The sequence below is a fragment of the Glutamicibacter sp. HZAU genome, from assembly GCF_004100365.1.
Lineage (GTDB): Bacteria > Actinomycetota > Actinomycetes > Actinomycetales > Micrococcaceae > Glutamicibacter > Glutamicibacter nicotianae.
Map to the genome: position 1 here is coordinate 132,631 of NZ_SCKZ01000007.1, position 23,547 is coordinate 156,177.

At 59.2% G+C, this 23,547-nt stretch carries 30 protein-coding genes; 29 read left to right on the forward strand and 1 reads right to left on the reverse strand.

Annotated features, from left to right (window positions below; all coding sequences use genetic code 11):
* Window positions 1-144: 144 nt before the first annotated feature.
* The 16 genes from rpsL (at window position 145) to rpsQ (ending at window position 14,154) form a co-directional block, all read left to right on the forward strand.
* Window positions 145-519 carry a 30S ribosomal protein S12 gene (gene rpsL / locus EKH49_RS12575; RefSeq protein WP_013349694.1) on the forward strand — a complete coding sequence of 125 codons (375 nt, stop codon included), beginning with the start codon at window positions 145-147 and terminating at the stop codon, window positions 517-519.
* On the forward strand, window positions 519-989 hold the full coding sequence (rpsG, locus tag EKH49_RS12580) for a 30S ribosomal protein S7 (protein WP_038992204.1): 471 nt from the start codon (window positions 519-521) through the stop codon (window positions 987-989). Before rpsL ends, rpsG begins: the two co-directional genes overlap by 1 nt.
* A 69-nt stretch (window positions 990-1,058) precedes the next feature.
* A complete protein-coding gene (gene fusA / locus EKH49_RS12585; protein WP_066140744.1) occupies window positions 1,059-3,173 on the forward strand; it encodes an elongation factor G in 2,115 nt (704 codons plus the stop codon).
* A gap of 241 nt (window positions 3,174-3,414) precedes the next feature.
* A complete protein-coding gene (tuf, locus tag EKH49_RS12590; protein ID WP_066140741.1) occupies window positions 3,415-4,605 on the forward strand; it encodes an elongation factor Tu in 1,191 nt (396 codons plus the stop codon).
* A gap of 126 nt (window positions 4,606-4,731) precedes the next feature.
* Window positions 4,732-8,529 carry a hypothetical protein gene (locus tag EKH49_RS12595; protein WP_128471120.1) on the forward strand — a complete coding sequence of 1,266 codons (3,798 nt, stop codon included), beginning with the start codon at window positions 4,732-4,734 and terminating at the stop codon, window positions 8,527-8,529.
* Window positions 8,530-8,928: 399 nt separating this feature from the next.
* Window positions 8,929-9,237 (forward strand): 30S ribosomal protein S10, encoded by a 309-nt coding sequence (gene rpsJ, locus EKH49_RS12600; protein ID WP_013349689.1) that lies wholly within the window; start codon window positions 8,929-8,931, stop codon window positions 9,235-9,237.
* A 20-nt stretch (window positions 9,238-9,257) separates the two neighbouring features.
* Entirely contained in the window at window positions 9,258-9,908 is a 651-nt protein-coding gene (gene rplC / locus EKH49_RS12605; protein ID WP_038992198.1) for a 50S ribosomal protein L3, read from the forward strand.
* Window positions 9,909-9,912: 4 nt separating this feature from the next.
* On the forward strand, window positions 9,913-10,515 hold the full coding sequence (rplD, locus tag EKH49_RS12610) for a 50S ribosomal protein L4 (RefSeq protein ID WP_038992197.1): 603 nt from the start codon (window positions 9,913-9,915) through the stop codon (window positions 10,513-10,515).
* Window positions 10,512-10,814 (forward strand): 50S ribosomal protein L23, encoded by a 303-nt coding sequence (rplW, locus tag EKH49_RS12615; RefSeq protein ID WP_038992196.1) that lies wholly within the window; start codon window positions 10,512-10,514, stop codon window positions 10,812-10,814. The genes rplD and rplW overlap by 4 nt, the downstream gene beginning before the upstream one ends.
* A gap of 31 nt (window positions 10,815-10,845) precedes the next feature.
* Window positions 10,846-11,685, forward strand: a complete 840-nt coding sequence (rplB, locus tag EKH49_RS12620; RefSeq protein WP_038992195.1) for a 50S ribosomal protein L2 — start codon at window positions 10,846-10,848, stop codon at window positions 11,683-11,685.
* Between the two features lie 12 nt (window positions 11,686-11,697).
* Window positions 11,698-11,979: a 30S ribosomal protein S19 gene (gene rpsS / locus EKH49_RS12625; RefSeq protein WP_022874134.1), complete on the forward strand. Its 282-nt coding sequence runs from the start codon at window positions 11,698-11,700 to the stop codon at window positions 11,977-11,979.
* Window positions 11,980-12,038: 59 nt separating this feature from the next.
* The gene (gene rplV / locus EKH49_RS12630; protein WP_013349683.1) at window positions 12,039-12,404 is read left to right on the forward strand and encodes a 50S ribosomal protein L22; all 366 of its coding nucleotides are present in this window, start codon (window positions 12,039-12,041) and stop codon (window positions 12,402-12,404) included.
* The gene (gene rpsC / locus EKH49_RS12635; RefSeq protein WP_038992194.1) at window positions 12,405-13,184 is read left to right on the forward strand and encodes a 30S ribosomal protein S3; all 780 of its coding nucleotides are present in this window, start codon (window positions 12,405-12,407) and stop codon (window positions 13,182-13,184) included. It abuts the gene before it with no gap.
* Entirely contained in the window at window positions 13,185-13,601 is a 417-nt protein-coding gene (gene rplP / locus EKH49_RS12640) for a 50S ribosomal protein L16 (protein ID WP_022874131.1), read from the forward strand.
* A 2-nt stretch (window positions 13,602-13,603) separates the two neighbouring features.
* Window positions 13,604-13,867 (forward strand): 50S ribosomal protein L29, encoded by a 264-nt coding sequence (rpmC, locus tag EKH49_RS12645; protein WP_038992193.1) that lies wholly within the window; start codon window positions 13,604-13,606, stop codon window positions 13,865-13,867.
* Window positions 13,867-14,154: a 30S ribosomal protein S17 gene (rpsQ, locus tag EKH49_RS12650; RefSeq protein WP_013349679.1), complete on the forward strand. Its 288-nt coding sequence runs from the start codon at window positions 13,867-13,869 to the stop codon at window positions 14,152-14,154. Before rpmC ends, rpsQ begins: the two co-directional genes overlap by 1 nt.
* Window positions 14,155-14,343: 189 nt before the next feature.
* Here rpsQ and EKH49_RS12655 read toward each other — a convergent pair whose 3' ends face one another.
* Window positions 14,344-15,135, reverse strand: coding sequence for a helix-turn-helix domain-containing protein (locus EKH49_RS12655; RefSeq protein ID WP_128471121.1), 792 nt, complete (start codon window positions 15,133-15,135; stop codon window positions 14,344-14,346).
* A gap of 70 nt (window positions 15,136-15,205) precedes the next feature.
* Between EKH49_RS12655 and EKH49_RS12660 the strand changes: the two genes are divergently transcribed.
* The 13 genes from EKH49_RS12660 (at window position 15,206) to EKH49_RS12720 (ending at window position 23,408) form a co-directional block, all read left to right on the forward strand.
* The gene (locus EKH49_RS12660; RefSeq protein ID WP_128471122.1) at window positions 15,206-15,712 is read left to right on the forward strand and encodes a VOC family protein; all 507 of its coding nucleotides are present in this window, start codon (window positions 15,206-15,208) and stop codon (window positions 15,710-15,712) included.
* A gap of 101 nt (window positions 15,713-15,813) precedes the next feature.
* The gene (locus EKH49_RS12665) at window positions 15,814-16,767 is read left to right on the forward strand and encodes an endonuclease/exonuclease/phosphatase family protein (protein ID WP_145964446.1); all 954 of its coding nucleotides are present in this window, start codon (window positions 15,814-15,816) and stop codon (window positions 16,765-16,767) included.
* Window positions 16,768-17,231: 464 nt separating this feature from the next.
* A complete protein-coding gene (gene rplN / locus EKH49_RS12670) occupies window positions 17,232-17,603 on the forward strand; it encodes a 50S ribosomal protein L14 (RefSeq protein ID WP_038992191.1) in 372 nt (123 codons plus the stop codon).
* Between the two features lie 2 nt (window positions 17,604-17,605).
* On the forward strand, window positions 17,606-17,950 hold the full coding sequence (gene rplX / locus EKH49_RS12675) for a 50S ribosomal protein L24 (protein WP_128471124.1): 345 nt from the start codon (window positions 17,606-17,608) through the stop codon (window positions 17,948-17,950).
* Window positions 17,950-18,519, forward strand: a complete 570-nt coding sequence (gene rplE, locus EKH49_RS12680) for a 50S ribosomal protein L5 (protein ID WP_128471125.1) — start codon at window positions 17,950-17,952, stop codon at window positions 18,517-18,519. Before rplX ends, rplE begins: the two co-directional genes overlap by 1 nt.
* Window positions 18,520-18,576: 57 nt before the next feature.
* Window positions 18,577-18,975 carry a 30S ribosomal protein S8 gene (gene rpsH, locus EKH49_RS12685; RefSeq protein ID WP_013349671.1) on the forward strand — a complete coding sequence of 133 codons (399 nt, stop codon included), beginning with the start codon at window positions 18,577-18,579 and terminating at the stop codon, window positions 18,973-18,975.
* Window positions 18,976-18,995: 20 nt separating this feature from the next.
* Window positions 18,996-19,532: a 50S ribosomal protein L6 gene (gene rplF, locus EKH49_RS12690; RefSeq protein ID WP_038992188.1), complete on the forward strand. Its 537-nt coding sequence runs from the start codon at window positions 18,996-18,998 to the stop codon at window positions 19,530-19,532.
* A 2-nt stretch (window positions 19,533-19,534) separates the two neighbouring features.
* Entirely contained in the window at window positions 19,535-19,906 is a 372-nt protein-coding gene (gene rplR, locus EKH49_RS12695) for a 50S ribosomal protein L18 (RefSeq protein WP_038992187.1), read from the forward strand.
* Between the two features lie 29 nt (window positions 19,907-19,935).
* On the forward strand, window positions 19,936-20,613 hold the full coding sequence (gene rpsE, locus EKH49_RS12700) for a 30S ribosomal protein S5 (RefSeq protein ID WP_174520608.1): 678 nt from the start codon (window positions 19,936-19,938) through the stop codon (window positions 20,611-20,613).
* Between the two features lie 3 nt (window positions 20,614-20,616).
* Entirely contained in the window at window positions 20,617-20,823 is a 207-nt protein-coding gene (gene rpmD / locus EKH49_RS12705; protein ID WP_038992184.1) for a 50S ribosomal protein L30, read from the forward strand.
* Window positions 20,824-20,825: 2 nt separating this feature from the next.
* Window positions 20,826-21,278: a 50S ribosomal protein L15 gene (gene rplO, locus EKH49_RS12710; RefSeq protein ID WP_038992183.1), complete on the forward strand. Its 453-nt coding sequence runs from the start codon at window positions 20,826-20,828 to the stop codon at window positions 21,276-21,278.
* 256 nt (window positions 21,279-21,534) lie between these two features.
* Window positions 21,535-22,839, forward strand: a complete 1,305-nt coding sequence (gene secY, locus EKH49_RS12715) for a preprotein translocase subunit SecY (protein WP_038992182.1) — start codon at window positions 21,535-21,537, stop codon at window positions 22,837-22,839.
* Complete coding sequence (locus EKH49_RS12720; protein WP_038992181.1) at window positions 22,836-23,408, forward strand: adenylate kinase; 573 nt, start codon at window positions 22,836-22,838, stop codon at window positions 23,406-23,408. Before secY ends, EKH49_RS12720 begins: the two co-directional genes overlap by 4 nt.
* Window positions 23,409-23,547: the final 139 nt, after the last annotated feature.

The following is a 23,547-nucleotide window of genomic DNA, read 5'->3' on the forward strand; positions in this document are numbered from 1 at the left end:
CACACTTTCGCACGCCTAGGGACTTTTGATTCTGAGTGCGCGGTAAAGCAAGCAGCTAGCTACATTGCGAAGCGCTAAAACTTTTCTAGGCTTAGGCGTTTTCGTCGTGTTGCCGAAGAACTTAGACAATGGAAGGACACGAAAGTGCCTACTATTCAGCAGCTGGTCCGCAAGGGCCGCTCGCCTAAGGTCGTCAAGACCAAGGCCCCTGCCCTTAAGGGCAACCCAATGCGCCGTGGCGTGTGCACCCGCGTGTACACCACCACCCCGAAGAAGCCAAACTCGGCTCTGCGTAAGGTCGCACGTGTGCGCCTTGCCGGTGGCGTCGAAGTTACCGCTTACATTCCAGGTGTCGGACACAACCTGCAGGAACACTCCATCGTGCTCGTTCGTGGTGGTCGTGTGAAGGACCTTCCAGGTGTCCGCTACAAGATTGTTCGTGGTGCTCTGGATACCCAGGGTGTGAAGGATCGTAAGCAGGCTCGTTCCCGCTACGGTGCAAAGAAGGATGGTAAGTAATGCCTCGTAAGGGTCCGGCGCCAAAGCGCCCACTAGTTTCTGATCCAGTCTTCGATTCCCCATTGGTCACCCAGCTGATCAACAAGGTTCTCGTAGACGGCAAGAAGTCCACTGCAGAGCGCATTGTTTACGGTGCACTCGAAGGTGCCGCGGCAAAGTCCGGCACCGATGCTGTTTCGACCCTCAAGAAGGCCATGGACAACATCCGTCCAGCCCTCGAGGTTCGTTCCCGCCGTGTCGGTGGCGCTACCTACCAGGTTCCTGTTGAGGTCAAGCCAGGCCGTGCAACCGCACTGGCTCTGCGCTGGCTGGTTGGCTACTCGAAGGCTCGCCGCGAGAAGACCATGATCGAACGTTTGATGAACGAGATCCTGGACGCATCGAACGGTCTGGGTGCCGCTGTGAAGCGTCGCGAAGACACTCACAAGATGGCCGAGTCCAACAAGGCCTTCGCCCACTACCGCTGGTAAGAACCGCTCGGAAAAGCTGGGCATCAACCGATGCCCAGCGATTCCGGCCTCACCTTATAGGGAGACAACGTGGCACAGGACGTGCTTACTGACCTTAACAAGGTCCGCAATATCGGCATCATGGCTCACATTGACGCCGGTAAGACCACTACTACTGAGCGCATCCTTTTCTACACGGGTGTGAACCACAAGCTCGGTGAAACCCACGACGGTGCTTCGACCACCGACTGGATGGAGCAGGAAAAGGAACGCGGTATCACCATTACCTCCGCGGCCGTCACCTGCTTCTGGAACAAGAACCAGATCAACATCATCGATACCCCGGGCCACGTTGACTTCACCGTTGAGGTGGAGCGCTCGCTGCGCGTGCTCGATGGCGCCGTTGCCGTCTTCGATGGCAAGGAAGGCGTTGAGCCTCAGTCCGAGACCGTTTGGCGCCAGGCTGACAAGTACAACGTTCCACGTATCTGCTTCGTCAACAAGATGGACAAGCTGGGTGCTGACTTCTACTTCACCGTAGACACCATCATCAACCGCCTGGGTGCCAAGCCGCTGGTCATGCAGCTGCCAATCGGCTCCGAGTCGGACTTCATCGGTGTTGTCGACCTGCTGACCATGAAGGCTTTCGTTTGGGAAGGCGACGCCAAGGGCGACGTTTCCCTGGGTGCCGCTTACGAGACCCGCGAAATCCCTGCAGACCTGCAGGAAAAGGCTGAAGAGTACCGCGCCAAGCTGGTTGAAGATGTCGCTGAGGCATCCGAAGAGCTCATGGAAAAGTACCTCGAAGGCGAAGAGATCTCCCTCGAGGAACTGAAGGCTGGCATCCGCAAGCTGACAGTGAACTCGGAAGCTTACCCAGTATTCTGTGGTTCGGCGTTCAAGAACCGCGGCGTGCAGCCAATGCTCGACGCTGTTGTCGACTTCCTGCCAACCCCGCTCGACGTGGGCGCAATGGTCGGTCACGATCCAAAGAACGAAGAAATTGAGCTCACTCGCGAGCCTTCCGAGGATGCACCATTCTCGGCACTGGCATTCAAGATTGCCGCTCACCCATTCTTCGGCCAGTTGAACTTCATCCGCGTTTACTCCGGCAAGGCAGAGTCCGGCGCACAGCTGCTGAACTCCACCAAGCAGAAGAAGGAACGCGTTGGCAAGCTCTTCCAGATGCACTCCAACAAGGAGCAGCCGGTAGACGAGATCCACGCAGGTCACATCTACGCTGTGATCGGCCTGAAGGACACCACCACCGGTGACACCCTGTGCGATCCGCAGAACCCAATCGTTCTTGAGTCGATGACCTTCCCGGATCCAGTGATCTTCGTGGCCATCGAACCAAAGACCAAGGGTGACCAGGAGAAGCTGTCGACCGCTATCCAGAAGCTGTCGGCAGAAGACCCAACCTTCACCGTGTCCCTGAACGAAGACACCGGCCAGACCGAAATCGGCGGCATGGGCGAGCTTCACCTGGACATCCTCGTTGACCGCATGAAGCGCGAATTCCGCGTTGAGGCCAACGTTGGCAAGCCGCAGGTTGCATACCGCGAAACCATCAAGAAGGCTGTGGAGAAGGTCGACTTCACCCACAAGAAGCAGACCGGTGGTTCGGGCCAGTTCGCCAAGGTCCAGGTCTCGTTCGAGCCTCTGGAAGTTGTCGACGGCGTAACCTACGAGTTCAAGAACGCTGTTACCGGTGGCCGTGTTCCTCGCGAATACATTCCTTCGGTCGACGCAGGTATCCAGGACGCAATGCAGTACGGTATCCTCGCAGGCTACCCGCTGGTTGGCGTCAAGGCTACCCTCATCGATGGTGCTTACCACGATGTCGACTCCTCGGAAATGGCCTTCAAGATCGCTGGTTCCCAGGTATTCAAGGAAGGCGCACGCCGCGCTAACCCTGTTCTGCTTGAACCGCTGATGAGCGTTGAAGTCCGTACCCCAGAAGAGTACATGGGCGACGTTATCGGTGACTTGAACTCCCGCCGCGGTTCCATCCAGGAGATGTCCGACGCTGCTGGCGTCAAGGTCATCCGCGCTGGCGTGCCGCTGTCCGAGATGTTCGGTTACATTGGTGACCTGCGTTCCAAGACCCAGGGTCGCGCAGTTTACTCGATGACCTTCGACAGCTACTCTGAGGTTCCGAAGGCAGTAGCCGACGAGATCATCCAGAAGTCCCGCGGCGAGTAATCGTCTCGGAATAAAACCTGGCCGTGACCCCCATTGCGGGGAAGTGGCCGATCGCGGGCCGGTTCCGTTGGGAAACGGAGCCGGCGCCGCAAACGGCCAACGAGGGATTTGCATCACAATGCAGGTCCCGCAGAGGACCGGAATTTCCTAAATTATCCAAGCCCCCAGTAGACTATTTCTAGTTCGTTTGCGAACCGCGCAGACGAAGAATGTCTTCTGTAAATGTTTCTAGGAGGAACTTGTGGCAAAGGCAAAGTTCGAGCGCAACAAGCCGCACGTCAACATTGGTACCATCGGTCACGTTGACCACGGTAAGACCACTCTGACCGCGGCTATCTCCAAGGTTCTGGCTGACAAGTACCCAGACCTGAACGAACAGCGCGACTTCGCTAACATCGACTCGGCACCGGAAGAGCGCCAGCGCGGTATTACCATCAACATCTCGCACATCGAGTACCAGACCGAGAAGCGCCACTACGCACACGTAGACGCTCCAGGTCACGCTGACTATGTCAAGAACATGATCACCGGTGCTGCACAGATGGACGGCGCAATCCTCGTTGTTGCCGCCACCGATGGCCCAATGGCTCAGACCCGCGAGCACGTTCTGCTGGCCCGCCAGGTTGGTGTTCCAACCCTGATGGTTGCACTGAACAAGTCGGACATGGTTGACGACGAAGAGCTGCTCGAGCTCGTGGAGATGGAAGTTCGCGAACTTCTGTCCTCGCAGGGCTTCGATGGCGACGACGCTCCAGTGATCCGCGTTTCGGGCCTGAAGGCTCTGGAAGGCGATCCAAAGTGGGTTGCAGCTGTTGAGGAACTGATGGACGCTGCTGACAGCTTCATCCCGGATCCAGTTCGCGACCGCGACAAGCCATTCCTGATGCCAATTGAAGATGTCTTCACCATCACCGGCCGCGGTACCGTTGTTACCGGTCGCGCCGAGCGTGGCACCCTGGCAATCAACTCGGAAGTTGAGATTGTCGGTATCCGCCCAATCCAGAAGACCACCGTTACCGGTATCGAGATGTTCCACAAGCAGCTCGACGAAGCATGGGCAGGCGAGAACTGTGGTCTGCTGCTTCGCGGTCTGAAGCGCGACGATGTTGAGCGCGGCCAGGTTGTCGTAGCCCCAGGCTCGATCACCCCGCACACCAACTTCGAAGCTAACGTCTACATCCTGTCGAAGGACGAAGGCGGACGTCACAACCCGTTCTACTCGAACTACCGTCCGCAGTTCTACTTCCGCACCACCGACGTTACCGGCGTTATCACCCTCCCAGAGGGCACCGAAATGGTTATGCCAGGCGACAACACCGAAATGTCGGTTGAGCTGATCCAGCCAATCGCTATGGAAGAGGGCCTCGGCTTCGCAATTCGCGAAGGCGGCCGCACCGTTGGTTCGGGCAAGGTTACCTCCATCACCAAGTAGTCATTACTTGACGGTGTAGTTCCCTAGCGGACTGAAAAGATCCCCCAGCACTGATGTGCTGGGGGATTTTTTTGGTTAATTGCGAGCGTCAGCTAGTGAATATATCTAGAAGGTGGTCTAATTGGAGTGCGCAACAATTCATTATCTGGGGGAGTGGCTTCAATGATCGGCTGGGCCATCGTATCTATCATCTTGATCCTGCTGGCCTTCGGCCTTGGCCGACGCCAGGGAAAACGAGCTGCTTCGCACAGTCCGCAACAGCTGGATGCGCTGGGCGAAGCCTGGCAGAGGGGCTACGACGAGGCCGTCAGATACTTGGGGCAATCCGGTGGGAAGGCTCCCGCGGAGCCAGCCGTCGACCAAGCCCTGGGTGTCCCGGGAGCCCCGGTACCGCCGGATTATGCGCAACCCGCCCAGCCGCAACCGGCGGCCGCCGGTGATGCCGCGCCGGTCGCACCAGGGGCCGAGGCGGTTCGCGGCAGCCAGCCGTACCTCCAGCAAGTTCCTGCTAATGCAGCTTCCGCCTACCGCGCGCCTGCCCCCGCGGCAGGGTCTACGGCGCCGGCAAGGCCGATGAAGGTCCTGACCAAGCGCGAGCGCGAATTGCGCAATATCAATATCACGCTCTACGTCGCGGCCCTGATGATCGTTGCTGCCGGCGCGCTATTCCTGAGCTTCGCGCTGCCACCGCTATCCAAGCTCATTGCCCTCTTCCTGCTCTCGGCTGGGTTCTATGGCGGCGGCCTGGTCACCTATGCAGTGAAGCCTTCCTTGCGGCCAGCGGGTGCCGCCTTTGCCGGCACCGGTTTGGCCTTGCTGCCGTTGTGCGCCATTGCCACGCATAGCACGCTGGAGATCTCCGGGCCAGCGACTTGGCTGGTATTCTCGGCCATCGGCACGGTAGCAGTGGGCTATGCGACGCTGGCGCTCAAGTCCCGTGTCCTGGCCTGGGTGGCCGTGCTGATTCTGGTCAGCACCGCCATGGCGGGCGCGGCCACGTTGCAGCGCGGAGTCCTCTACTACATGCTGATCCTGCTGGTGCTCTCGATCGTGCTGATGCTTCTCGCCTCACGCAGCGAAAGGATCCGCGCCTCGATCTTCTTCCAAGCGCTGCTCGGCACTGCGCAGCTGCTGCCTGCGTTCGTCTTCGTCCTGGCGGCGATCCTTGCCGAGATGCTCACCAGCCGGAATCTGTTCTGGATCTTCGCCTTGCTCACCGCCCAATTGCTGCTCAGTGTCAGGCTGCTCGCCAACCTGCGTTTGCTTCGCACGTATGCTGCCCGCGCCGCGTTCATGGGCGTGCTCGTCTCTGGCTGCAACTATCTCGGCATGACCGCAACGAGCACCTGGCTGGTGCTTGCCTACGCCTTCGGGCTCCAAACCGTGGCAGTCCTGCGCTGGGGGACCGGATACCGGCAGAGATTGGGATTGGCACTCAAGCACTTGCAAGTTGAACGCGCGGTGCTGTGGAGCGCCGGGATTGCCTCGGTCGCCTTCGCGTACTTTGCCGCAGAGGGCATCGAGGCCTTCATGCTCAGCTGCATCGCGGTTCCCATCTTCATGGCGTTGGCAGTGACGGGCCTGCTGCGCGGAGCCAAGCTGGAAATTGGAGCCATTGCGGTTCTTCCGCTCGTGACGCTGGTGGATCTGCAGATTTACAGCTGGCGTCCACTGCCGGCCTTCGTGCTGGCACTGCTCGGCCTTTCGCTGGCGCATCGCCGCAATCGCAGCCTGCTTAGGGAAATCACCGGGCACGTGCGCTGGGTACTGGCGCTGATTGGCGCAGGAGTGCTCGGCGCCGCGCTCCAGGAGCTCGCGACCGGTGGCGACGGATCTGCGAATGGCGCCGCCTCGTTGATTGCGGTGCTCCTGGTGATGTTCATCTTGTGGGTGGCGAATCTGGCGAGCCGATCCTTGCTGGAACGAGGATTGGCGCAGGCGCACCGGCTGGGCCGTGTGGGTGTTTCGGCGCTGCTCGGCGTGGTACTTCTGCTCGGCCTGAGAGTGCTCTCAACCAGGGGCGATGATGGCTACGGTGCAAGTTTGGTGGCGTTCCTCGGGCTCAGCTCGCTGGCCTGGTTCATCCTCGGCCTGGTGATTGCAGTGGGCCTGGTCATTGCCTCGGGGTGGCGGCTTCGCGATCTTCCTTCCCAGCGACCAGAGCTGGGACAGCCGATCAGCCTGGGGGCCGCCGGCTTGCTGCTGGGGCTCTATGCGCTCAGCTTCGGCAGGGATTTCTGGCCGCTGGCGATCGTCGTCGGGGCGGCTTCCTTGGGTTATTTCGCCTGGTGCCTGCGCCGTAGCATCAATCAGCAGTGGAAGGTCATCTACGCCGCGTTGGCCCAAGTGTTCTTCAGCTCCATGGTGTGGTGGGTTGCCTACAGCATGGAATTCGACATCCACGGCAGGTTCTGCCTGCTGCTGGTTTCAGTGGCCATCCCGCAATTGGTCCGCTTGCTGGCCGGCATCCGCAGAGGCAATGCGCTGCGTAGCGAATTGCGGTGGATGGCAGTTGGGCTGCTGGCGGGCATTCCAGCAGCAACGTTGGCTTACGGGCAGTTCGCTGGCGGCCTTGATCGGGGAGCGGTTCTCCTGGCCTGCTTGTTCTTCGGGCTGCACGGACTGGCTGCATTCAAGGCTGAGACCGGCCTAGCGGTAGCCAAGCGACAGCTCTATCTGGTGGCCCCGATTCTGTCGCTGATCCTGCTGATCAGCATTCCGGCGCTGGCAATGCCCGATGCGACCGGGTGGATCCGCGCCATCTGGTGGAGTTCGCAAGCTGCTTGCGCCATGCTGCTGGCGGTGGGCCTCGGCGCCCTCGTCCTTGAATGGCGTTCGCGTACCAAGAAGCAGTATTCGCTGGCCGTGGCGCTGGCCATCTTCCTTCCCGCGGTATGGGCCGCGGCATGGCAGGCAGGTTCTTGGTGGGCAGTTGCTGCGCACTTGTTGATGGCTTGCGCGTTCATCCTCATGGTGCACACGCGCACGAGTGCCTGGTATGCGGCCGGATCGAGCATCATGCTGGGTGTGGCTCTCCTGCGTGCGGTCTTCGAAGTGCGGCAAGCTGGCGGGGCCCTGGTGATGGAACCGATGGATGCCGCATGGGCACTGGCAGGCGCGGGCATGGGACTGTATCTGCTTGCCATCTTCCATGGGCGAATGAAGGAACCAGTACCGCGATATCCCCATTTCGGCTACCTCCATGAGGATCCGCCCGGTGCTGCTTCGCGATTGTATTTTGCCGGCATGCTCCTCGCGTTGCTGCTGGCAGGTGGGATCGGCCACCTCGATGCTGGCGCAACCTGGCAGGTGGTTGGCGGCGCGCTGCTCATCTTCGGTGTTGCGGTGCTGGTGCGGCTCTACGAGCTTCCCCAGCCGCTGGTGCCTTTCGCAGTGGACGGCTTCATTCTCCTCGGGGCCCTGCTGGCGCTCAGCAGCTATGCGCAGATCGCCGGCGCACCGCGGGCCAGCAGCGTGGCAGCCTATGCCTGCATTGTTGCAGCAGTGCTGGTGGTGTGGCGCAATGCCAGAGCCGATGCGCGATTGCAGAAGATCTACCTGCTGGCTGCATCGGCTGCCGGCAGCCTGGCCTTGCTGACGGCGCTGGTCGAATCCAATGGTGCAGCCCAGGTGATCGGACTGGTCTTCTTCGGCGCACTGGTGGCGTGGGGGTTGAAACTGGGGGAGCGGCTGTTCATCTGGTGGGGTGCGGCAGCCATCACCCTGGCAGTCTTGTGGTTCCTGCGCGACCTGGCGTTCCTCTGGCTGGTGATCATCGGCCTGGGGCTGATTGCCGCCGCGGTCTTCAAGCTGGTGAAAGTTGACAAGCAGGAATCCGTGCCGACGAAGCAAGGAAGCCTGGCAGATCCACCGCTGCCTGCGGGGCCGGAGCGGACCGGACAGGATGGGCCAGAGTCGTCGTGAGGTCAAGATCACGGGCACGGATAGGCATAAAAGATTTGCGCGATCGTGGCCGACCTGTCAGACTAGATAAGTTGCTTCAGTGCAACCCGGTCCCCATTTATGGGGTAACCGGATCTGGTTTGAACGACCGGGATCGACTCTCACGCAGGATAATGCCTGGGGTTCGGGATCGATACAACTGCTTCAAACTATAAGGCCCCTCGATAAGGTGAAAACTTTGTGGGTGTTTTGTGACTGAAATTTTCACGACACGCCCGAGCGCGGGGGTCGGAGCCTCCTGCGGGTGAGGAACCCGGATCTGATCCGGATTCAGCCGCAGAGCAAGGCGTGCCGGTCCGGAAGGACCCGTATACAGGCACAGAAACTTTAGATAGTGCTAACAGAAAGAGGCATGACGCCATGGCGGGACAGAAAATCCGCATCCGGCTGAAGTCGTATGACCACGAGGTCATTGACGTTTCGGCCCGGAAGATCGTTGAGACGGTCACGCGCGCAGGCGCAACCGTAGTCGGCCCAGTGCCGCTGCCAACGGAGAAGAACGTGTACTGCGTTATCCGTTCGCCACACAAGTACAAGGACAGCCGTGAGCACTTCGAAATGCGCACGCACAAGCGTCTGATCGACATCGTTGATCCGACCCCGAAGGCTGTTGATTCGCTGATGCGTCTCGACCTGCCAGCGGATGTCAACATCGAAATCAAGCTTTAAGGGGAGGTGGCGAGAAAACTATGACCGCAACCCGTAATTTCAAGGGCCTGTTGGGCACGAAGCTCGGCATGACCCAGGTTTGGGATTCGAACAACAACCTGATCCCTGTCACCGTCGTGCAGGCTGACAGCAACGTTGTCACCAAGCTCATCACTGAAGAGCGCGATGGCTACACCGCAGTTCAGATCGGCTACGGCCAGATCGATCCTCGCAAGGTCACCAAGCCAATGGCTGGCCACTTCGAGGCTGCTGGCGTTACCCCACGTCGCCACCTGGTAGAACTGCGCACCGCAGACGCTGCCGAGTACACCGCAGGCCAGGAGCTCTCCGTAGAGGTCTTCGAAGCCGGCCAGAAGGTCGACGTCGTAGGCACCTCGAAGGGTAAGGGCTTCGCCGGCGTTATGAAGCGCCACAACTTCTCCGGTGTTGGCGCATCGCACGGTGCTCACAAGAACCACCGTAAGCCAGGTTCCATCGGCGGCGCATCGACCCCAGGTCGCGTATTCCGCGGACAGAAGATGGCCGGTCGCATGGGTGCTGAGCGTGTTACCACTCAGAACCTGACCATTCACGCTATCGACGTTGAGAAGAACCTCCTGCTGATCAAGGGTGCCGTTCCAGGCGCCCGCGGCCGCGTCGTTCTCGTACGCAACGCCGTGAAGGGAGCATAAGTAAATGACTAAGGCACTTAACGTCGAACTGCCTGCAGAGATCTTCGACGTACAGACCAACGTCCCGCTGCTGCACCAGGTTGTCGTCGCACAGCTTGCTGCTGCCCGCCAGGGTACCCACAAGACCAAGGACCGCTCCGAGGTTTCGGGTGCAGGTCGCAAGCCGTTCAAGCAGAAGGGTACCGGCCGCGCCCGCCAGGGTTCGATCCGTGCTCCGCACATGACCGGCGGTGGCATTGTCCACGGTCCAACCCCACGTGACTACTCGCAGCGTACCCCGAAGAAGATGAAGGCTGCTGCACTGCGCGGCGCCCTGTCTGATCGCGCACGCTTCGATCGCGTCCACGTGATTGAGAACCTGGTTGCTGGCGAAACGCCTTCGACCAAGGAAGCTCTGGCTACCTTGCGTTCGCTCACCGAGCGCAAGAACCTGCTTGTCGTCATCGATCGCGCCAACGATGTTGCAGCCCTCTCGGTTCGCAACCTCGTCAATGTGCACGTTCTGTACGTCGACCAGCTGAACACCTACGATGTTCTGGTTTCGGATGACGTAGTCTTCACCAAGGCTGCCTTCGATGCCCTGGTCCAGAAGGAGGAAGCCAAGTGAGCGCGTTCTCAAAGGCTCCACACGACGTGGTCATCGCACCTGTCGTTTCGGAAAAGAGCTACGGTCTGATCGACGAAGGTCAGTACACCTTCGAGGTGGCACCAGGCTCCAACAAGTCGGAAATCAAGTACGCCGTTGAAGCCATCTTCAACGTCAAGGTTGACTCCGTTAACACCATCAACCGAGCTGGCAAGCGCAAGCGCACCCGCTTCGGGTGGGGTGCGCGCAAGAACACCAAGCGCGCCATCGTCACCTTGAAGGACGGCTCGATTGACATCTTCGGCGGTCCGCTTTCCTAAGCGGAGACCACTTTAACGAGGAATATAAATAATGGGAATTCGTAAGTACAAGCCGACTACCCCGGGCCTTCGCGGCTCGTCGGTAGCCGACTTCGCAGAAATCACCCGATCGACTCCGGAAAAGTCGTTGGTTCGTCCACTGACCAAGTCAGGCGGCCGTAACAACTCCGGTAAGATCACCACCCGTCACAAGGGTGGCGGACACAAGCGCGCCTACCGCGTGATCGACTTCCGTCGTCACGACAAGGACGGCGTTCCGGCAAAGGTCGCTCACATCGAGTACGACCCGAACCGTACCGCACGCATTGCGCTGCTCCACTACGTGGACGGCACCAAGCGCTACATCATCGCACCGAACAACCTGAAGCAGGGCGACGCTATTGAAGCCGGCGCAAACGCCGACATCAAGCCAGGCAACAACCTGCCACTGCGTAACATCCCGGTTGGTACCGTGATCCACGCTGTTGAGCTCCGCCCAGGTGGCGGCGCCAAGATGGCTCGTTCCGCTGGTGCATCGATCCAGCTGGTAGCCCGCGAGGGCCGCTACGCTCAGCTGCGTTTGCCTTCGGGCGAAATCCGCAACGTTGATGTGCGCTGCCGCGCAACCATCGGCGAAGTTGGCAACGCTGAGCAGATCAACATCAACTGGGGCAAGGCCGGCCGCATGCGCTGGAAGGGCGTACGCCCAACCGTTCGCGGTGTTGTCATGAACCCAGTTGACCACCCACATGGTGGCGGTGAAGGCAAGACCTCCGGTGGTCGTCACCCGGTCAACCCTAACGGTAAGCGTGAGGGACGCACCCGTCGTCCAAACAAGGAAAGCGACAAGCTCATTGTGCGTCGCCGCAAGACCGGCAAGAACAAGCGATAGGAGCCTGGAAACATGCCACGCAGCCTGAAGAAAGGCCCCTTCGTCGATCAGCACCTGTTCCTGAAGGTCGTTGCTGAAAACGAAAAGGGCACCAAGAACGTCATCAAGACGTGGTCCCGCCGTTCGATGATCATCCCGGACATGCTGGGACACACCATCGCCGTACACGACGGTCGCAAGCACATCCCAGTGTTCGTCACCGAATCGATGGTTGGACACAAGCTCGGAGAGTTTGCCCCAACCCGTACGTTCCGTGGCCACGTGAAGGACGACAAGAAGGGCAAGCGCCGCTAGGCCCCGCGAGGGTACTAGTATCGCTTAGCACTTCTTCGATAGACGAGAGAAGGATAGCAATGGAAGCCAAGGCAATTGCGCGTCACATCCGCGTAACGCCTATGAAGGCCCGGCGCGTCGTCAACCTTGTTCGTGGTCTGCAGACCAACGAGGCACTGGCCATCTTGAAGTTTGCCCCACAGGCAGCTTCGGAGCCGGTATACAAGGTTGTCGCATCGGCAGTGGCTAACGCCCGTGCCGCCGCGGACCGCGCAGGTGAAGCATTCAATGAGGACGAGCTGTTTATCAGCGAAGCGTTTGTTGACGAAGGTCCGACCATGAAGCGGTTCCAGCCGCGTGCACAGGGTCGCGCATTCCAGATCAAGAAGCGCACCAGCCACGTGACTGTGGTTGTTTCAACCACGCAGAAGGGTGGGGAGAACTAAATGGGACAGAAGATTAACCCGAACGGTTTCCGTCTCGGCATCACCACCGATCACGTTTCCCACTGGTTCGCTGATTCCAGCAAGCCAGGCCAGCGCTACGCTGACTACGTGAAGGAAGATGTCCAGATCCGCGCCCTGCTGTCTAACGGCATGGACCGCGCTGGCATCGCCCGCGTCGAGATCGAGCGTACCCGTGACCGCGTACGTGTGGATATCCACACTGCACGTCCAGGTATCGTCATTGGTCGTCGCGGCGCAGAAGCTGACCGCATTCGCGGCGAGCTGGAAAAGCTCACCAAGAAGCAGGTTCAGCTGAACATCCTCGAGGTCAAGAACCCTGACATGGAGGCCATGCTGGTCGCCCAGGGCATCGCCGAGCAGCTTGCTTCCCGCGTGGCTTTCCGCCGTGCGATGAAGAAGGCAATGCAGTCGGCAATGCGCGCTGGTGCCAAGGGCATCCGCGTTCAGTGCTCCGGTCGACTTGGCGGCGCAGAAATGTCCCGCAAGGAGTTCTACCGCGAAGGCCGTGTGCCGCTGCACACCCTGCGCGCGAACATCGACTTCGGCAAGTTCGAAGCCAAGACCACCTTCGGCCGCATCGGCGTGAAGGTCTGGATCTACAAGGGTGACGTTACCGCCAAGGAACTGGCTGCACAGCAGGCTGCTGCTCCAGCTCGTGGTGGCCGTGGCGGCAACGACCGTCCACGTGGCGGCGAACGCCGTCGTCGCAACGATCGCAAGGGCGCTGCAGCTCCGGCTGCGGAAGGAGGACAGGCTTAAATGCTTATCCCACGTCGTGTGAAGTTCCGCAAGCAGCACCACCCGAAGCGTTCGGGCGCTGCTAAGGGCGGCACCACCGTAGCTTTCGGTGAGTTCGGTATCCAGGCGTTGACCCCGGCTTACGTGACTAACCGTCAGATCGAAGCCGCTCGTATCGCCATGACCCGTTACATCAAGCGTGGCGGTAAGGTCTGGATCAACATCTACCCAGACCGTCCGCTGACCAAGAAGCCTGCCGAAACCCGCATGGGTTCCGGTAAGGGTTCGCCGGAGTGGTGGGTCGCCAACGTCAAGCCAGGACGAGTCATGTTTGAACTCGGTGGCGTCAGTGAAGAGGTAGCTAAAGAGGCATTGCGTCTTGCAATCCACAAGCTGCCAATGAAGGCACGCATCGTGCGTCGTGAAGGTGGTGAATAGGGATGTCTATCGGTTCGAAGGACCTTAGCATTGAGTCCCTGGACGGCTTCGATACCGCTCGTTTGAACGAGGAATTGAAGAAGGCCAAGGCAGAACTGTTCAACCTGCGTTTCCAGTCGGCTACCGGCCAGCTGGAATCCCACGGGAACCTGAAGGCAATCAAGCGCGATATCGCCCGCATCTACACTGTGCTGCGCGAGCGCGAGCTGGGCATTCGTGAGGATGTCGTTGTTCCGGTTGAAGAAACCAAGAAGGATTCCAAGTAATGAGCGAGAAGGAGAACGGTGTGGATAACGCTACCGAGCGTAACGACCGCAAGACCCTCCGTGGTTACGTGGTATCCGACAAGATGCAGAAGACCATCGTCGTAGACGTTGAGGACCGTGTGAAGCACGCCCTCTACGGCAAGGTTATGCGTCGCAACAAGAACGTAAAGGCTCACGACGAGAACAACGAAGCCGGCATCGGCGACTTGGTTGTCATCGCTGAGACCCGCCCGCTGTCCGCTGACAAGCGCTGGCGTCTCGTTGAGATCGTAGAGAAGGCTAAGTAAGCTTCCCCGCGATTTCACGGATCTCGTGATTGAAGAAACGCCCCGGACTTTTCGCAAGAAGAGTCCGGGGCTTTTCTGTATTCAATGCCGTGAATGACATCTGGCACCGCCCCATCGAATGGGCCGTGCAGCGATCAACAGGCAACTGACAGCCGCCTAACCGCTAATAGCGACTGCGGTGTTGGCAGGCTAGATTTTTCTCTTTCGATAAGTTCGAGGGGAATAACCCAGCACCTTCCGGAAATCGGCAGCGAGATGGGCTTGATCTGCATATCCCAGCTCCGCGGCAATGCCCGCGATGGAGGCCCCAGGGTCCTCGCGCAGCCTATGGGCTGCTTCTTGCAAGCGATAGCGCCGAATCACTGCCAGCGGTCCCAGACCCAAATACCGTTCCGAAATCCGTTGCAGGCTGCGCGAACTGAGCGACAGGTGCTGGGCCAATTGGGAAACCCTCACGATCCCGCGTTCCATGGCCACAGCGTCGAGCAATTCATTGGCACGAAGGCCTTCGCGCGACGCGTGTGGAAGATGGGCGTTGAACCACGAGCTGAAGGCATCAGCACAAGCGGCTCCGTTGCCTTCGTGGGAGCCCAGCGTTTTGATCTCTGTGATCGCGGCCAGCAGCTCAGGCGCGTTGAACTGGATTTCCTGGTCCAGCAGCTGCACAGGCTCCACACCCAGAGCCTGAGCAGTTGCGGGCCGGAGCAAAGCTGAGACGGCCCATCCGCTGCAGGACAGGTCGCGGTGCGATGCTCCGCTGGCCGGGCCGGAAAGCGTTACCCCCTCTGCCTGAACGACCAGATTCATTTGCGGAAAGGGCAGCAATTCCTGTCTTGAGGTGCGTCCCGGGGCAATGTCCCATTCCACTAGCCAAAACCACGAGACCAACTCCCTGAGGCACGGATCGGGCGAGTAGCGCTCGATTGCCGGTAGGCGGGCGGGATACAAAACGCCGCGCGGATCTGCTGCAGCTTCCTCCATGGCCTACCACCCGTACAAGTTGTCGCAAATTTACAAGAACCAGCCTGCCACACACTCCTAGGCTGAAGATATGGAAAATCTCGAAGAAGCCACGCACGGCGTGACAGGAACGCATACCACTGCTGGCGTGCCGCATGGGGTCACCAGCTTGACGCCATTCTTGGCGGTACCCAACGCAAGGGCAGCCCTGGACTTCTATGCAGAAGTCTTTGGCGCCACCATAGTGGATTCGACCGAAATGGGCGGAGCAGTAGTCCACGCGGAGATAGATTTCGGCAATGGCCACTTGCAGATTGGCGAACCGTCACCTGCCTATGGATTGGTCGTGCCACCGGCGGCTCCGAACGCCTGCTATTCCTTGGGATACTACTGCGAAAATGCAGATGCGGTAGTGGCCAGGGCCGAAGCTGCAGGTGCCACGATTCGAGAGCCGCTGAGCAACTTCGTCTCGGGGGACCGCTTTGCATCAATCCTCGATCCCTTTGGCGTCCGCTGGTCCATCATGTCGAGGGTTCAGGATCTGTCGGCGGAAGAGAGCGCACGGCGTGTAGCGCAGTGGGCATCGCAGCAATCGTGAATTGGCCAAAGGCTTAGCTGGACGCGAGCCGACCGGCAACGAACGGATGGGAAAGCGACCTGACCGGAATCACAATTCGGATCGCGTAGGCTCGGGGCGTGATGATTCGACGACGAATGCCGTACTTTGGTTGGCCTGCCGGCGCGGTTCTGATTCTCGCCCTAGTTGCTGGAGCCCTTCCGTATCTGGGTTTCCTCGGCGGTGGATGGATTCCCAAGCTCCAGGCTTTCCAACCTTACCTCCTGCTCCTTCCGGCAGCGGGCTTGGTTATTGGCCTGCTGGGCAAGAAGTGGATGATCAGCGGATGCCTGTTCGTGCTCCTGCTATGCGGGACAGTGCCCAACGTGCAGCTGAACGCTGTCGAGGGGCAGTCGGGAAACGACAACTCCGAGCTGGTCGTCTTATCGTTCAATGCGTTGAAAGCTGGAGCGGACCCTGAACAGCTCGCGGAAGTGATCAGCAGGACGGAACCGCAGATTCTCGTCCTGGTGGAAACCAGCGAACCATTGCACCGGCAGCTCGCAAGGCGGGGCGCCCTGGACGACCTCGGCTATCGGAGCCACGAGGCGCCCAGTGGGGGAGAACGGGATACCGTGATCTTCTCAAAGTATCCATTGCAGGAACGCGTCAGCGATCTGGATGCAGAAGCCACGGGTTGGTATTCCTTGCCTGTCGTCGATGTGCAGGCACCTGGAGGCCTCGTGAGCGTGGCCGGCATCCATATCTATCCGCCAGTCGGCGATGCGCAAAGGTGGGAGCGGGGCTTGGCTTCGGTCATCGACTGGTCGGAACAGCAGAAGGACAATCCGGTGATCCTTGCCGGCGACTTCAACTCTGTTCGCTCGCATCCTGCGTTCCGTGCCCTGGGGGACGGATTCGTGCAGGCTGGCGGCTTCTTGCCCCGCCCGACTTGGCCAGCTGGACGGAGCTTCCCGCCGCTGATCGGCATTGACCATATAGTGGCAAAGGAACTCAATGTGACGGATTCTTCCTCGCATGCGGTCGGAGGTTCTGATCACCTGGCTGTGAGCGCCACTGTCGAGTTCATGGAGTGAGCCAAAAATTAATGCCGATTATGGCAATTCGTCAGCATTGCGTCCGCGACAGCGCCTAGTTGGGACTGCGAAGGCATCCGGAAGCCGCTGCAAGCGGCGAGCTGCCTCAATCGATGCCAGCACCAAAACCCCGGAATTCTGGGAATCTGGACTGCCAGCGGTGTGACGAACGACGCTCGCCTTTCTCTTACCACACCATTTCGGATTCGCGCCACTCTAGGCTAGACTTAAGAATCTGTGCGCATGATGTTCGAGGACTATCCACCTTCGGCATGATGCAGTGCGGTCCAAATCCGTTTGGTCGCGCAAGCGCAGCCTCGATATTTTACGCCTCGGCCCTGCCGGCAATTGGGATCAGCATTCGGTGCGCCCGCGCCAGTGGGGGTAAGCGATACGTATCGTGGAGACCATATCCGTTCCGCAAGGCTCATTCATGAGAACCAGCGAGACGACAGGAGTAAGAAGTGATTCAGCAGGAGTCGCGACTGAAGGTTGCCGATAACACCGGTGCCAAGGAAATCCTTGCCATTCGTGTTCTTGGCGGCTCGAAGCGTCGCTACGCAAGCATTGGCGACACCATTGTCGCTACCGTCAAGGATGCAATTCCTGGCGGCAACGTGAAGAAGGGCGACGTCGTCAAGGCAGTCGTCGTTCGCACCAAGAAGGAAATCCGTCGTGCAGACGGTTCCTACATCAAGTTCGACGAGAACGCTGCAGTGATCCTCAAGGGTGACGCTGCCGATCCTCGTGGCACTCGTATTTTCGGCCCAGTGGGCCGCGAGCTTCGTGACAAGAAGTTCATGAAGATCGTTTCCCTGGCTCCGGAGGTGCTGTAACCATGGGCGCAAAGATCAAGAAGGGTGACCTGGTCCAGGTCATCGCTGGCAAGGATCGTGGCCTGCAGGGCAAGGTCCTGAAGGTCATAACCGAGTCCAACCGCGTGCTGGTCGAAGGCGTCAACCGCGTCACCAAGCACACCAAGGCAGGTCAGACCGAATCCGGTTCGGCCACTGGCGGCATCGAGGTTGTCGAGGCTCCAGTGCACGTTTCCAACGTTGCAGTGGTTGACCCAGAGACCAAGAAGCCAACCCGCGTCGGCTTCCGCGAGGAAACCGTTGAAAAGAACGGCGTGTCCAAGACTGTACGCGTCCGTTACGCCAAGGCTTCCGGAAAGGATCTGTAATGACTGAAGCAGCCACCAAGATCCAGCCACGTCTGAAGGCTAAGTACGCAGCAGACATCCGCCCTGCCCTGCAGGAGCAGTTCAACTACGCCAACCCAATGCAGGTACCAACCCTGACCAAGGTTGTCGTGAACATGGGTGTTGGCGAAGCAGCCAAGGACTCGAAGCTCATTGAAGGCGCCGTACGCGACCTGACCGCAATTACCGGTCAGAAGCCAGTGGTTACCAAGGCCCGCAAGTCGATCGCTCAGTTCAAGCTGCGCGAAGGCATGCCAATCGGTACCCACACCACCCTGCGTAACGATCGCATGTGGGAATTCGTCGACCGCCTGATCACCCTGGCACTGCCTCGTATCCGCGACTTCCGTGGCCTGAGCGACCGCCAGTTCGATGGCAATGGCAACTACACTTTCGGTCTGACCGAACAGTCGATGTTCCATGAAATCGATGTGGACAAGGTTGACCGCGTACGTGGTATGGACATCACCGTCGTTACCACCGCCAAGACTGATGACGAAGGCCGCGCCTTGCTCAAGGCTCTGGGCTTCCCATTCAAGACCAACAACTAATCTCACTACGTTACAGGTCCGCTAAGGAAACCGTAACGAGGAAGGGCTGAAGCCCACATGTCTATGACAGATCCAGTCGCAGATATGCTGACTCGTCTGCGCAACGCCAACTCGGCTTACCACGACACTGTGTCGATGCCGTCGAGCAAGCTGAAAGTGCGCATTGCCAACATCCTCAAGGAACAGGGCTACATCGCCTCGTTCGAGGAAGTTGCAGCAGAAGTCGGCAAGACTCTGACTATCACTTTGAAGTACGGCCCATCGCGTGAGCGTTCGATCGCTGGCGTACGCCGTATCTCCAAGCCAGGTCTTCGCGTTTACGCAAAGTCCACCAACCTGCCTCACGTGCTCGGTGGCCTTGGCATCGCTATCCTGTCCACCTCCTCCGGTCTGCTTACCGACCGTCAGGCTGCAAAGAAGGGCGTGGGTGGGGAAGTCCTCGCCTACGTCTGGTAACGGGAAAGGGGAAACATACAATGTCACGTATTGGACGTCTTCCGATTTCCGTACCTGCCAACGTTGAGTTGAATGTCGACGGCCAGCTGGTCGCCGTCAAGGGTCCCAAGGGTGAACTTTCGATCACCGTCAAGGCTCCTATCACCGTTGCCAAGGACGAGAACACTGTTACCGTCAGCCGCCCGAACGACTCCCGCGAGGCTCGTTCGCTGCACGGTCTGACCCGCACCCTGATCAACAACATGATCGTTGGTGTGACCGAGGGTTACGAGAAGAAGCTCGAAATCCACGGTACCGGTTACCGCGTACAGGCTAAGGGTGCCGACCTGGAGCTTGCTCTGGGCTACTCGCACCCAGTGAAGGTTGCTGCCGTTGACGGCATCACCTTCTCGGTCGAGGGCAACAACAAGATCACCGTTGCTGGTATCGACAAGCAGCACGTCGGTGAGGTTGCCGCTAACATCCGCAAGCTGCGCAAGACCGAGCCTTACAAGGGCAAGGGCATTCGCTACGCTGGCGAGATCATCCGCCGCAAGGTCGGAAAGGCTGGTAAGTAAACATGGCTATCGGAATCAAGGGCAAGAGCAAGTCCGCTCAGCGCGGTCGTCGTCACCAGCGTTTGCGCAAGCACATCGTTGGTACCTCCGTTCGTCCACGCCTGGTTGTCAACCGCTCGGCTCGTCACATCTTCGTTCAGATCGTAGACGACTCGCAGGGCATCACCCTGGCCAGCGCATCGACCATGGAAGCAGATCTTCGCGCAAGCGATGCCGACAAGACCGCAAAGTCCAAGCGCATTGGCGAGCTCGTTGCAGAGCGCGCCAAGGCTGCTGGCATCGAAGCAGTTGTCTTCGACCGCGGTGGCAACAAGTACCACGGTCGCGTGGCTGCTGTTGCTGAAGGCGCACGTGAAGGTGGGCTGGCACTGTGAGCGAAGCAACTAACAAGAAGGAAACTCAGGTGTCTGAAGCTACTGAAGCAGTCGAGACTGCATCGGCTCCCGCTACCGAGAACGCAGGATCCCGTCGCGGCGAAGGCCGCGGTCGTGGTGAAGGCCGTGGACGTGGCGAAGGCCGCGGTCGTGGTCGCGACCAGAAGGATAACCGCAACGAAGACAAGGACAAGTTCCTTGAGCGCGTTGTAGCTATCAACCGCGTCTCCAAGGTCGTCAAGGGTGGTCGTCGCTTCAGCTTCACCGCACTTGTGGTCGTTGGCGACGGCAACGGTCTGGTTGGCGTTGGCTACGGTAAGGCCAAGGAAGTTCCTGCTGCTATCGCCAAGGGCGTTGAAGAGGCCAAGAAGTCCTTCTTCCGCGTTCCACGCGTTGGCACCACCATTCCACACCTGGTCAAGGGTGAGGCCGCCGCTGGCGTCGTCTTGCTCCGCCCAGCAGCTCCTGGTACCGGTGTTATCGCCGGCGGTCCAGTGCGCGCCGTGTTGGAGTGCGCAGGCATCCACGACATCCTGTCGAAGTCGATGGGTTCGCAGAACCAGATCAACATCGTTCAGGGCACCATTGCTGCACTGAAGGCTCTGGAAGAGCCTCAGGCTGTTGCTGCTCGCCGCGGTCTTCCGCTGGACGAGGTTGCACCAGCAGCAATGCTGCGTCACATCCAGTCCCAGAAGGCAGGTGCTTAATCAATGGCTAAGAACATTGTTCCAAGCGACGCCAAGCTGGCAATCACCCAGGTCAAGTCCATCATTGGTGGTAACCAGGGCCAGCGCGACGTTGTTCGCTCGCTGGGTCTGAAGCGCATCGGTCACACCGTTGTCCGCACCGCCGATCCTGTGACTGTTGGCATGGTCAACAAGGTCCCACACCTGCTGAAGGTCGAGGAGGCGAAGTAGAGATGGCTGAAGAAAAAGCACTTAAGGTTCACCACCTGCGCCCAGCTGAGGGTGCCAAGACCGCTAAGACCCGCGTGGGTCGCGGTGAGGGCTCGAAGGGCAAGACCGCAGGTCGCGGTACCAAGGGTACCAAGGCTCGTTACCAGGTGAAGGCAGGCTTCGCAGGTGGTCAGCTTCCGCTGCACATGCGTCTGCCAAAGCTGCGCGGCTTCAAGAACCCATTCCGCGTCGAGTTCCAGGTTGTAAACCTGGACAAGATCTCGGAGCTGTTCCCAGAAGGTGGCGAAGTCACCGTTGAGGCACTGGTTGCCAAGGGCGCCGTTCGCAAGAACCAGCCTGTCAAGGTCCTGGGCACCGGCGACATCACGGTCAAGGTTGACGTGAAGGTTGACGCCTTCTCGACTTCCGCAGCCGAGAAGATTGCTGCTGCTGGCGGCTCGGCAAACACCCTCTAATACAGGGTCAAGCCTTTGAATAGTCCCGGTTCGGGTTGAGCAATCAACGCGAACCGGGACTTTCTTATTCTCTCGGCGAAACATTCTAAGATTTCTAATAATTGCTTGGCTGATTAGTCGGTTTAGTTTCAATTCTGCAAACATTCCTGCGCTTTTCGTGTGGCGCATTTGGCAGGATTGCCTAACTGACCGCTAGAATCGTTAGGTCTGGGAAGAATCTCTTCCTCAGACTCAAGCACTTACTTCAGGAGGACGCTTGTTCAGCGCCATAGCCCGAGTTTTTCGGACGCCTGATCTGCGCAACAAGTTGCTGTTCACGCTTGGGATCATTGCGATCTATCGTGTCGGCGTATTCATTCCCGCACCGGGCATTGATTACAGCAACGTTCAGCAGTGTCTGGCAATGGGTGAAACCACCGGTGGACTTTATTCATTCGTGAACCTGTTCAGCGGCGGAGCCCTGTTGCAGGTATCGGTTTTCGCAATGGGAATCATGCCGTATATTACTGCGGCAATTATTGTCCAGTTGCTGCGTGTGGTGATCCCGCACTTCGAGGCACTGCACAAGGAAGGCCAAGCCGGCCAGGCCAAGATGACGCAGTACACGCGTTACCTGACCATCGCCCTGGCACTGCTGCAGGGAACCACCTTGGTCACCCTGGCGCGTACCGGGAGCCTGTTCCCAAGCTGCACCCTTCCGCTGATCCCGGATGACTCGCTGATCGTCATCTTGCTGATGATCATCACCCTGACTGCAGGCACCGGCCTGATCATGTGGATGGGCGAGCTGATCACCGAACGCGGCATCGGCAACGGCATGTCCATCTTGATCTTCATCTCCATCGCTTCGGGCTTCCCATCCTCGATGGGCGCGATCTTCCAGGCACAGGGCATCATGACCTTCATCGGCGTGCTGCTGGTGGGCCTGCTGATTGTGGCCCTGGTGGTCTTCGTTGAGCAGTCCCAGCGCCGTGTCCCGGTGCAGTACGCCAAGCGCACAGTGGGACGCCGTACCGTGGGCGGCACCTCCACCTATATTCCACTGAAGCTGAACATGGCGAACGTGATCCCAGTGATCTTCGCCAGTTCCATTCTGGCGCTGCCGCAGATGATCGTTCAGTTCAACCAGAACGACGACGGTACCCTGCCCGAGTGGGCGATGTGGCTGCAGGAGCACTCTGCGACGTCCTCGCCGTGGTACATGCTGGTGTATACCCTGCTGATCATCGGCTTCACCTACTTCTACGTTGCGATTACCTTCAACCCTGAAGAGGTCGCAGACAACATGAAGAAGTACGGCGGATTCATCCCGGGCATTCGCGCAGGTCGTCCGACCGCGCAGTACCTGCAGTACGTGATTTCCCGTATTACCTTCCCGGGCGCCCTGTACCTAGCGTTCGTTGCGTTGATTCCACTGATTGCCTTCGTGCTGTTCAACGCTGATCAAAGCTTCCCATTTGGCGGTACATCGATCCTGATTATGGTTGGTGTGGGTTTGGAAACCGTCAAGCAAATCAATGCTCAAATGCAGCAACGGAACTATGAAGGGCTTCTGCGATGAGTCGACTGCTAATTATTGGACCTCCCGGTGCCGGCAAAGGCACCCAGGCCGTAAAGATCTCCGAGCGCTTGGACATTGTTGCCATCTCGACCGGTGACATCTTCCGTGCCAACGTCAAGGGCGGCACCCCGCTGGGCCTCGAAGCCAGCAAGTACATTGACAACGGGGACTTCGTCCCTGATTCGGTCACCAACAACATGGTTGAAGACCGCCTGAACCAGGACGACGTAGCCAACGGCTTTCTGCTGGACGGCTACCCGCGCACCAGTGCGCAGGTCGATGCACTGGATGCGATGCTGGCCAACAAGGGCATCGCCCTGGACGCAGTGCTGCAGCTGACCGCCGATGATGACGAGCTGGTTGCCCGCCTGCTGAAGCGTGCCGAAATCGAAGGCCGCGCCGATGACACCGAAGAGGTCATCCGCCACCGCCTGAGCCTGTACAACGAAGAGACTCGCGTCGTTGTAGAGCGCTACGAGGAACGCGGCATCGTGCGCAAGGTCGACGGCCTGGGCGCTATCGACGAAGTCACCGAACGTGTTCTTGCGGCGTTGAACGTCAACGCCTAGGCACAAGCGTTACAACGCGCAGGGACCGTGCAGCAACAATGGATGTTGCAGCCCGGTCCCTGCGCACTTTTTGCATTGATGGACCTTGCAGATGCCGGCAACGGCACCGGGCGGGACATCACACTTTAAGGCAGGGGAA

Coding starts and splice junctions, on each gene's coding strand:
- rpsG (WP_038992204.1), top strand. CDS start 519: ATGCCTCGTAAGGGTCCGGCGCCAAAGCGCCCACTAGTTTCTGATCCA.
- rpsJ (WP_013349689.1), top strand. CDS start 8,929: ATGGCGGGACAGAAAATCCGCATCCGGCTGAAGTCGTATGACCACGAG.
- rplC (WP_038992198.1), top strand. CDS start 9,258: ATGACCGCAACCCGTAATTTCAAGGGCCTGTTGGGCACGAAGCTCGGC.
- rplD (WP_038992197.1), top strand. CDS start 9,913: ATGACTAAGGCACTTAACGTCGAACTGCCTGCAGAGATCTTCGACGTA.
- rplB (WP_038992195.1), top strand. CDS start 10,846: ATGGGAATTCGTAAGTACAAGCCGACTACCCCGGGCCTTCGCGGCTCG.
- rpsS (WP_022874134.1), top strand. CDS start 11,698: ATGCCACGCAGCCTGAAGAAAGGCCCCTTCGTCGATCAGCACCTGTTC.
- rplV (WP_013349683.1), top strand. CDS start 12,039: ATGGAAGCCAAGGCAATTGCGCGTCACATCCGCGTAACGCCTATGAAG.
- rpsC (WP_038992194.1), top strand. CDS start 12,405: ATGGGACAGAAGATTAACCCGAACGGTTTCCGTCTCGGCATCACCACC.
- rplP (WP_022874131.1), top strand. CDS start 13,185: ATGCTTATCCCACGTCGTGTGAAGTTCCGCAAGCAGCACCACCCGAAG.
- rpmC (WP_038992193.1), top strand. CDS start 13,604: ATGTCTATCGGTTCGAAGGACCTTAGCATTGAGTCCCTGGACGGCTTC.
- rpsQ (WP_013349679.1), top strand. CDS start 13,867: ATGAGCGAGAAGGAGAACGGTGTGGATAACGCTACCGAGCGTAACGAC.
- EKH49_RS12655 (WP_128471121.1), bottom strand. CDS start 15,135: ATGGAGGAAGCTGCAGCAGATCCGCGCGGCGTTTTGTATCCCGCCCGC.
- EKH49_RS12660 (WP_128471122.1), top strand. CDS start 15,206: ATGGAAAATCTCGAAGAAGCCACGCACGGCGTGACAGGAACGCATACC.
- EKH49_RS12665 (WP_145964446.1), top strand. CDS start 15,814: ATGATTCGACGACGAATGCCGTACTTTGGTTGGCCTGCCGGCGCGGTT.
- rplX (WP_128471124.1), top strand. CDS start 17,606: ATGGGCGCAAAGATCAAGAAGGGTGACCTGGTCCAGGTCATCGCTGGC.
- rplE (WP_128471125.1), top strand. CDS start 17,950: ATGACTGAAGCAGCCACCAAGATCCAGCCACGTCTGAAGGCTAAGTAC.
- rpsH (WP_013349671.1), top strand. CDS start 18,577: ATGTCTATGACAGATCCAGTCGCAGATATGCTGACTCGTCTGCGCAAC.
- rplF (WP_038992188.1), top strand. CDS start 18,996: ATGTCACGTATTGGACGTCTTCCGATTTCCGTACCTGCCAACGTTGAG.
- rplR (WP_038992187.1), top strand. CDS start 19,535: ATGGCTATCGGAATCAAGGGCAAGAGCAAGTCCGCTCAGCGCGGTCGT.
- rpmD (WP_038992184.1), top strand. CDS start 20,617: ATGGCTAAGAACATTGTTCCAAGCGACGCCAAGCTGGCAATCACCCAG.
- rplO (WP_038992183.1), top strand. CDS start 20,826: ATGGCTGAAGAAAAAGCACTTAAGGTTCACCACCTGCGCCCAGCTGAG.
- EKH49_RS12720 (WP_038992181.1), top strand. CDS start 22,836: ATGAGTCGACTGCTAATTATTGGACCTCCCGGTGCCGGCAAAGGCACC.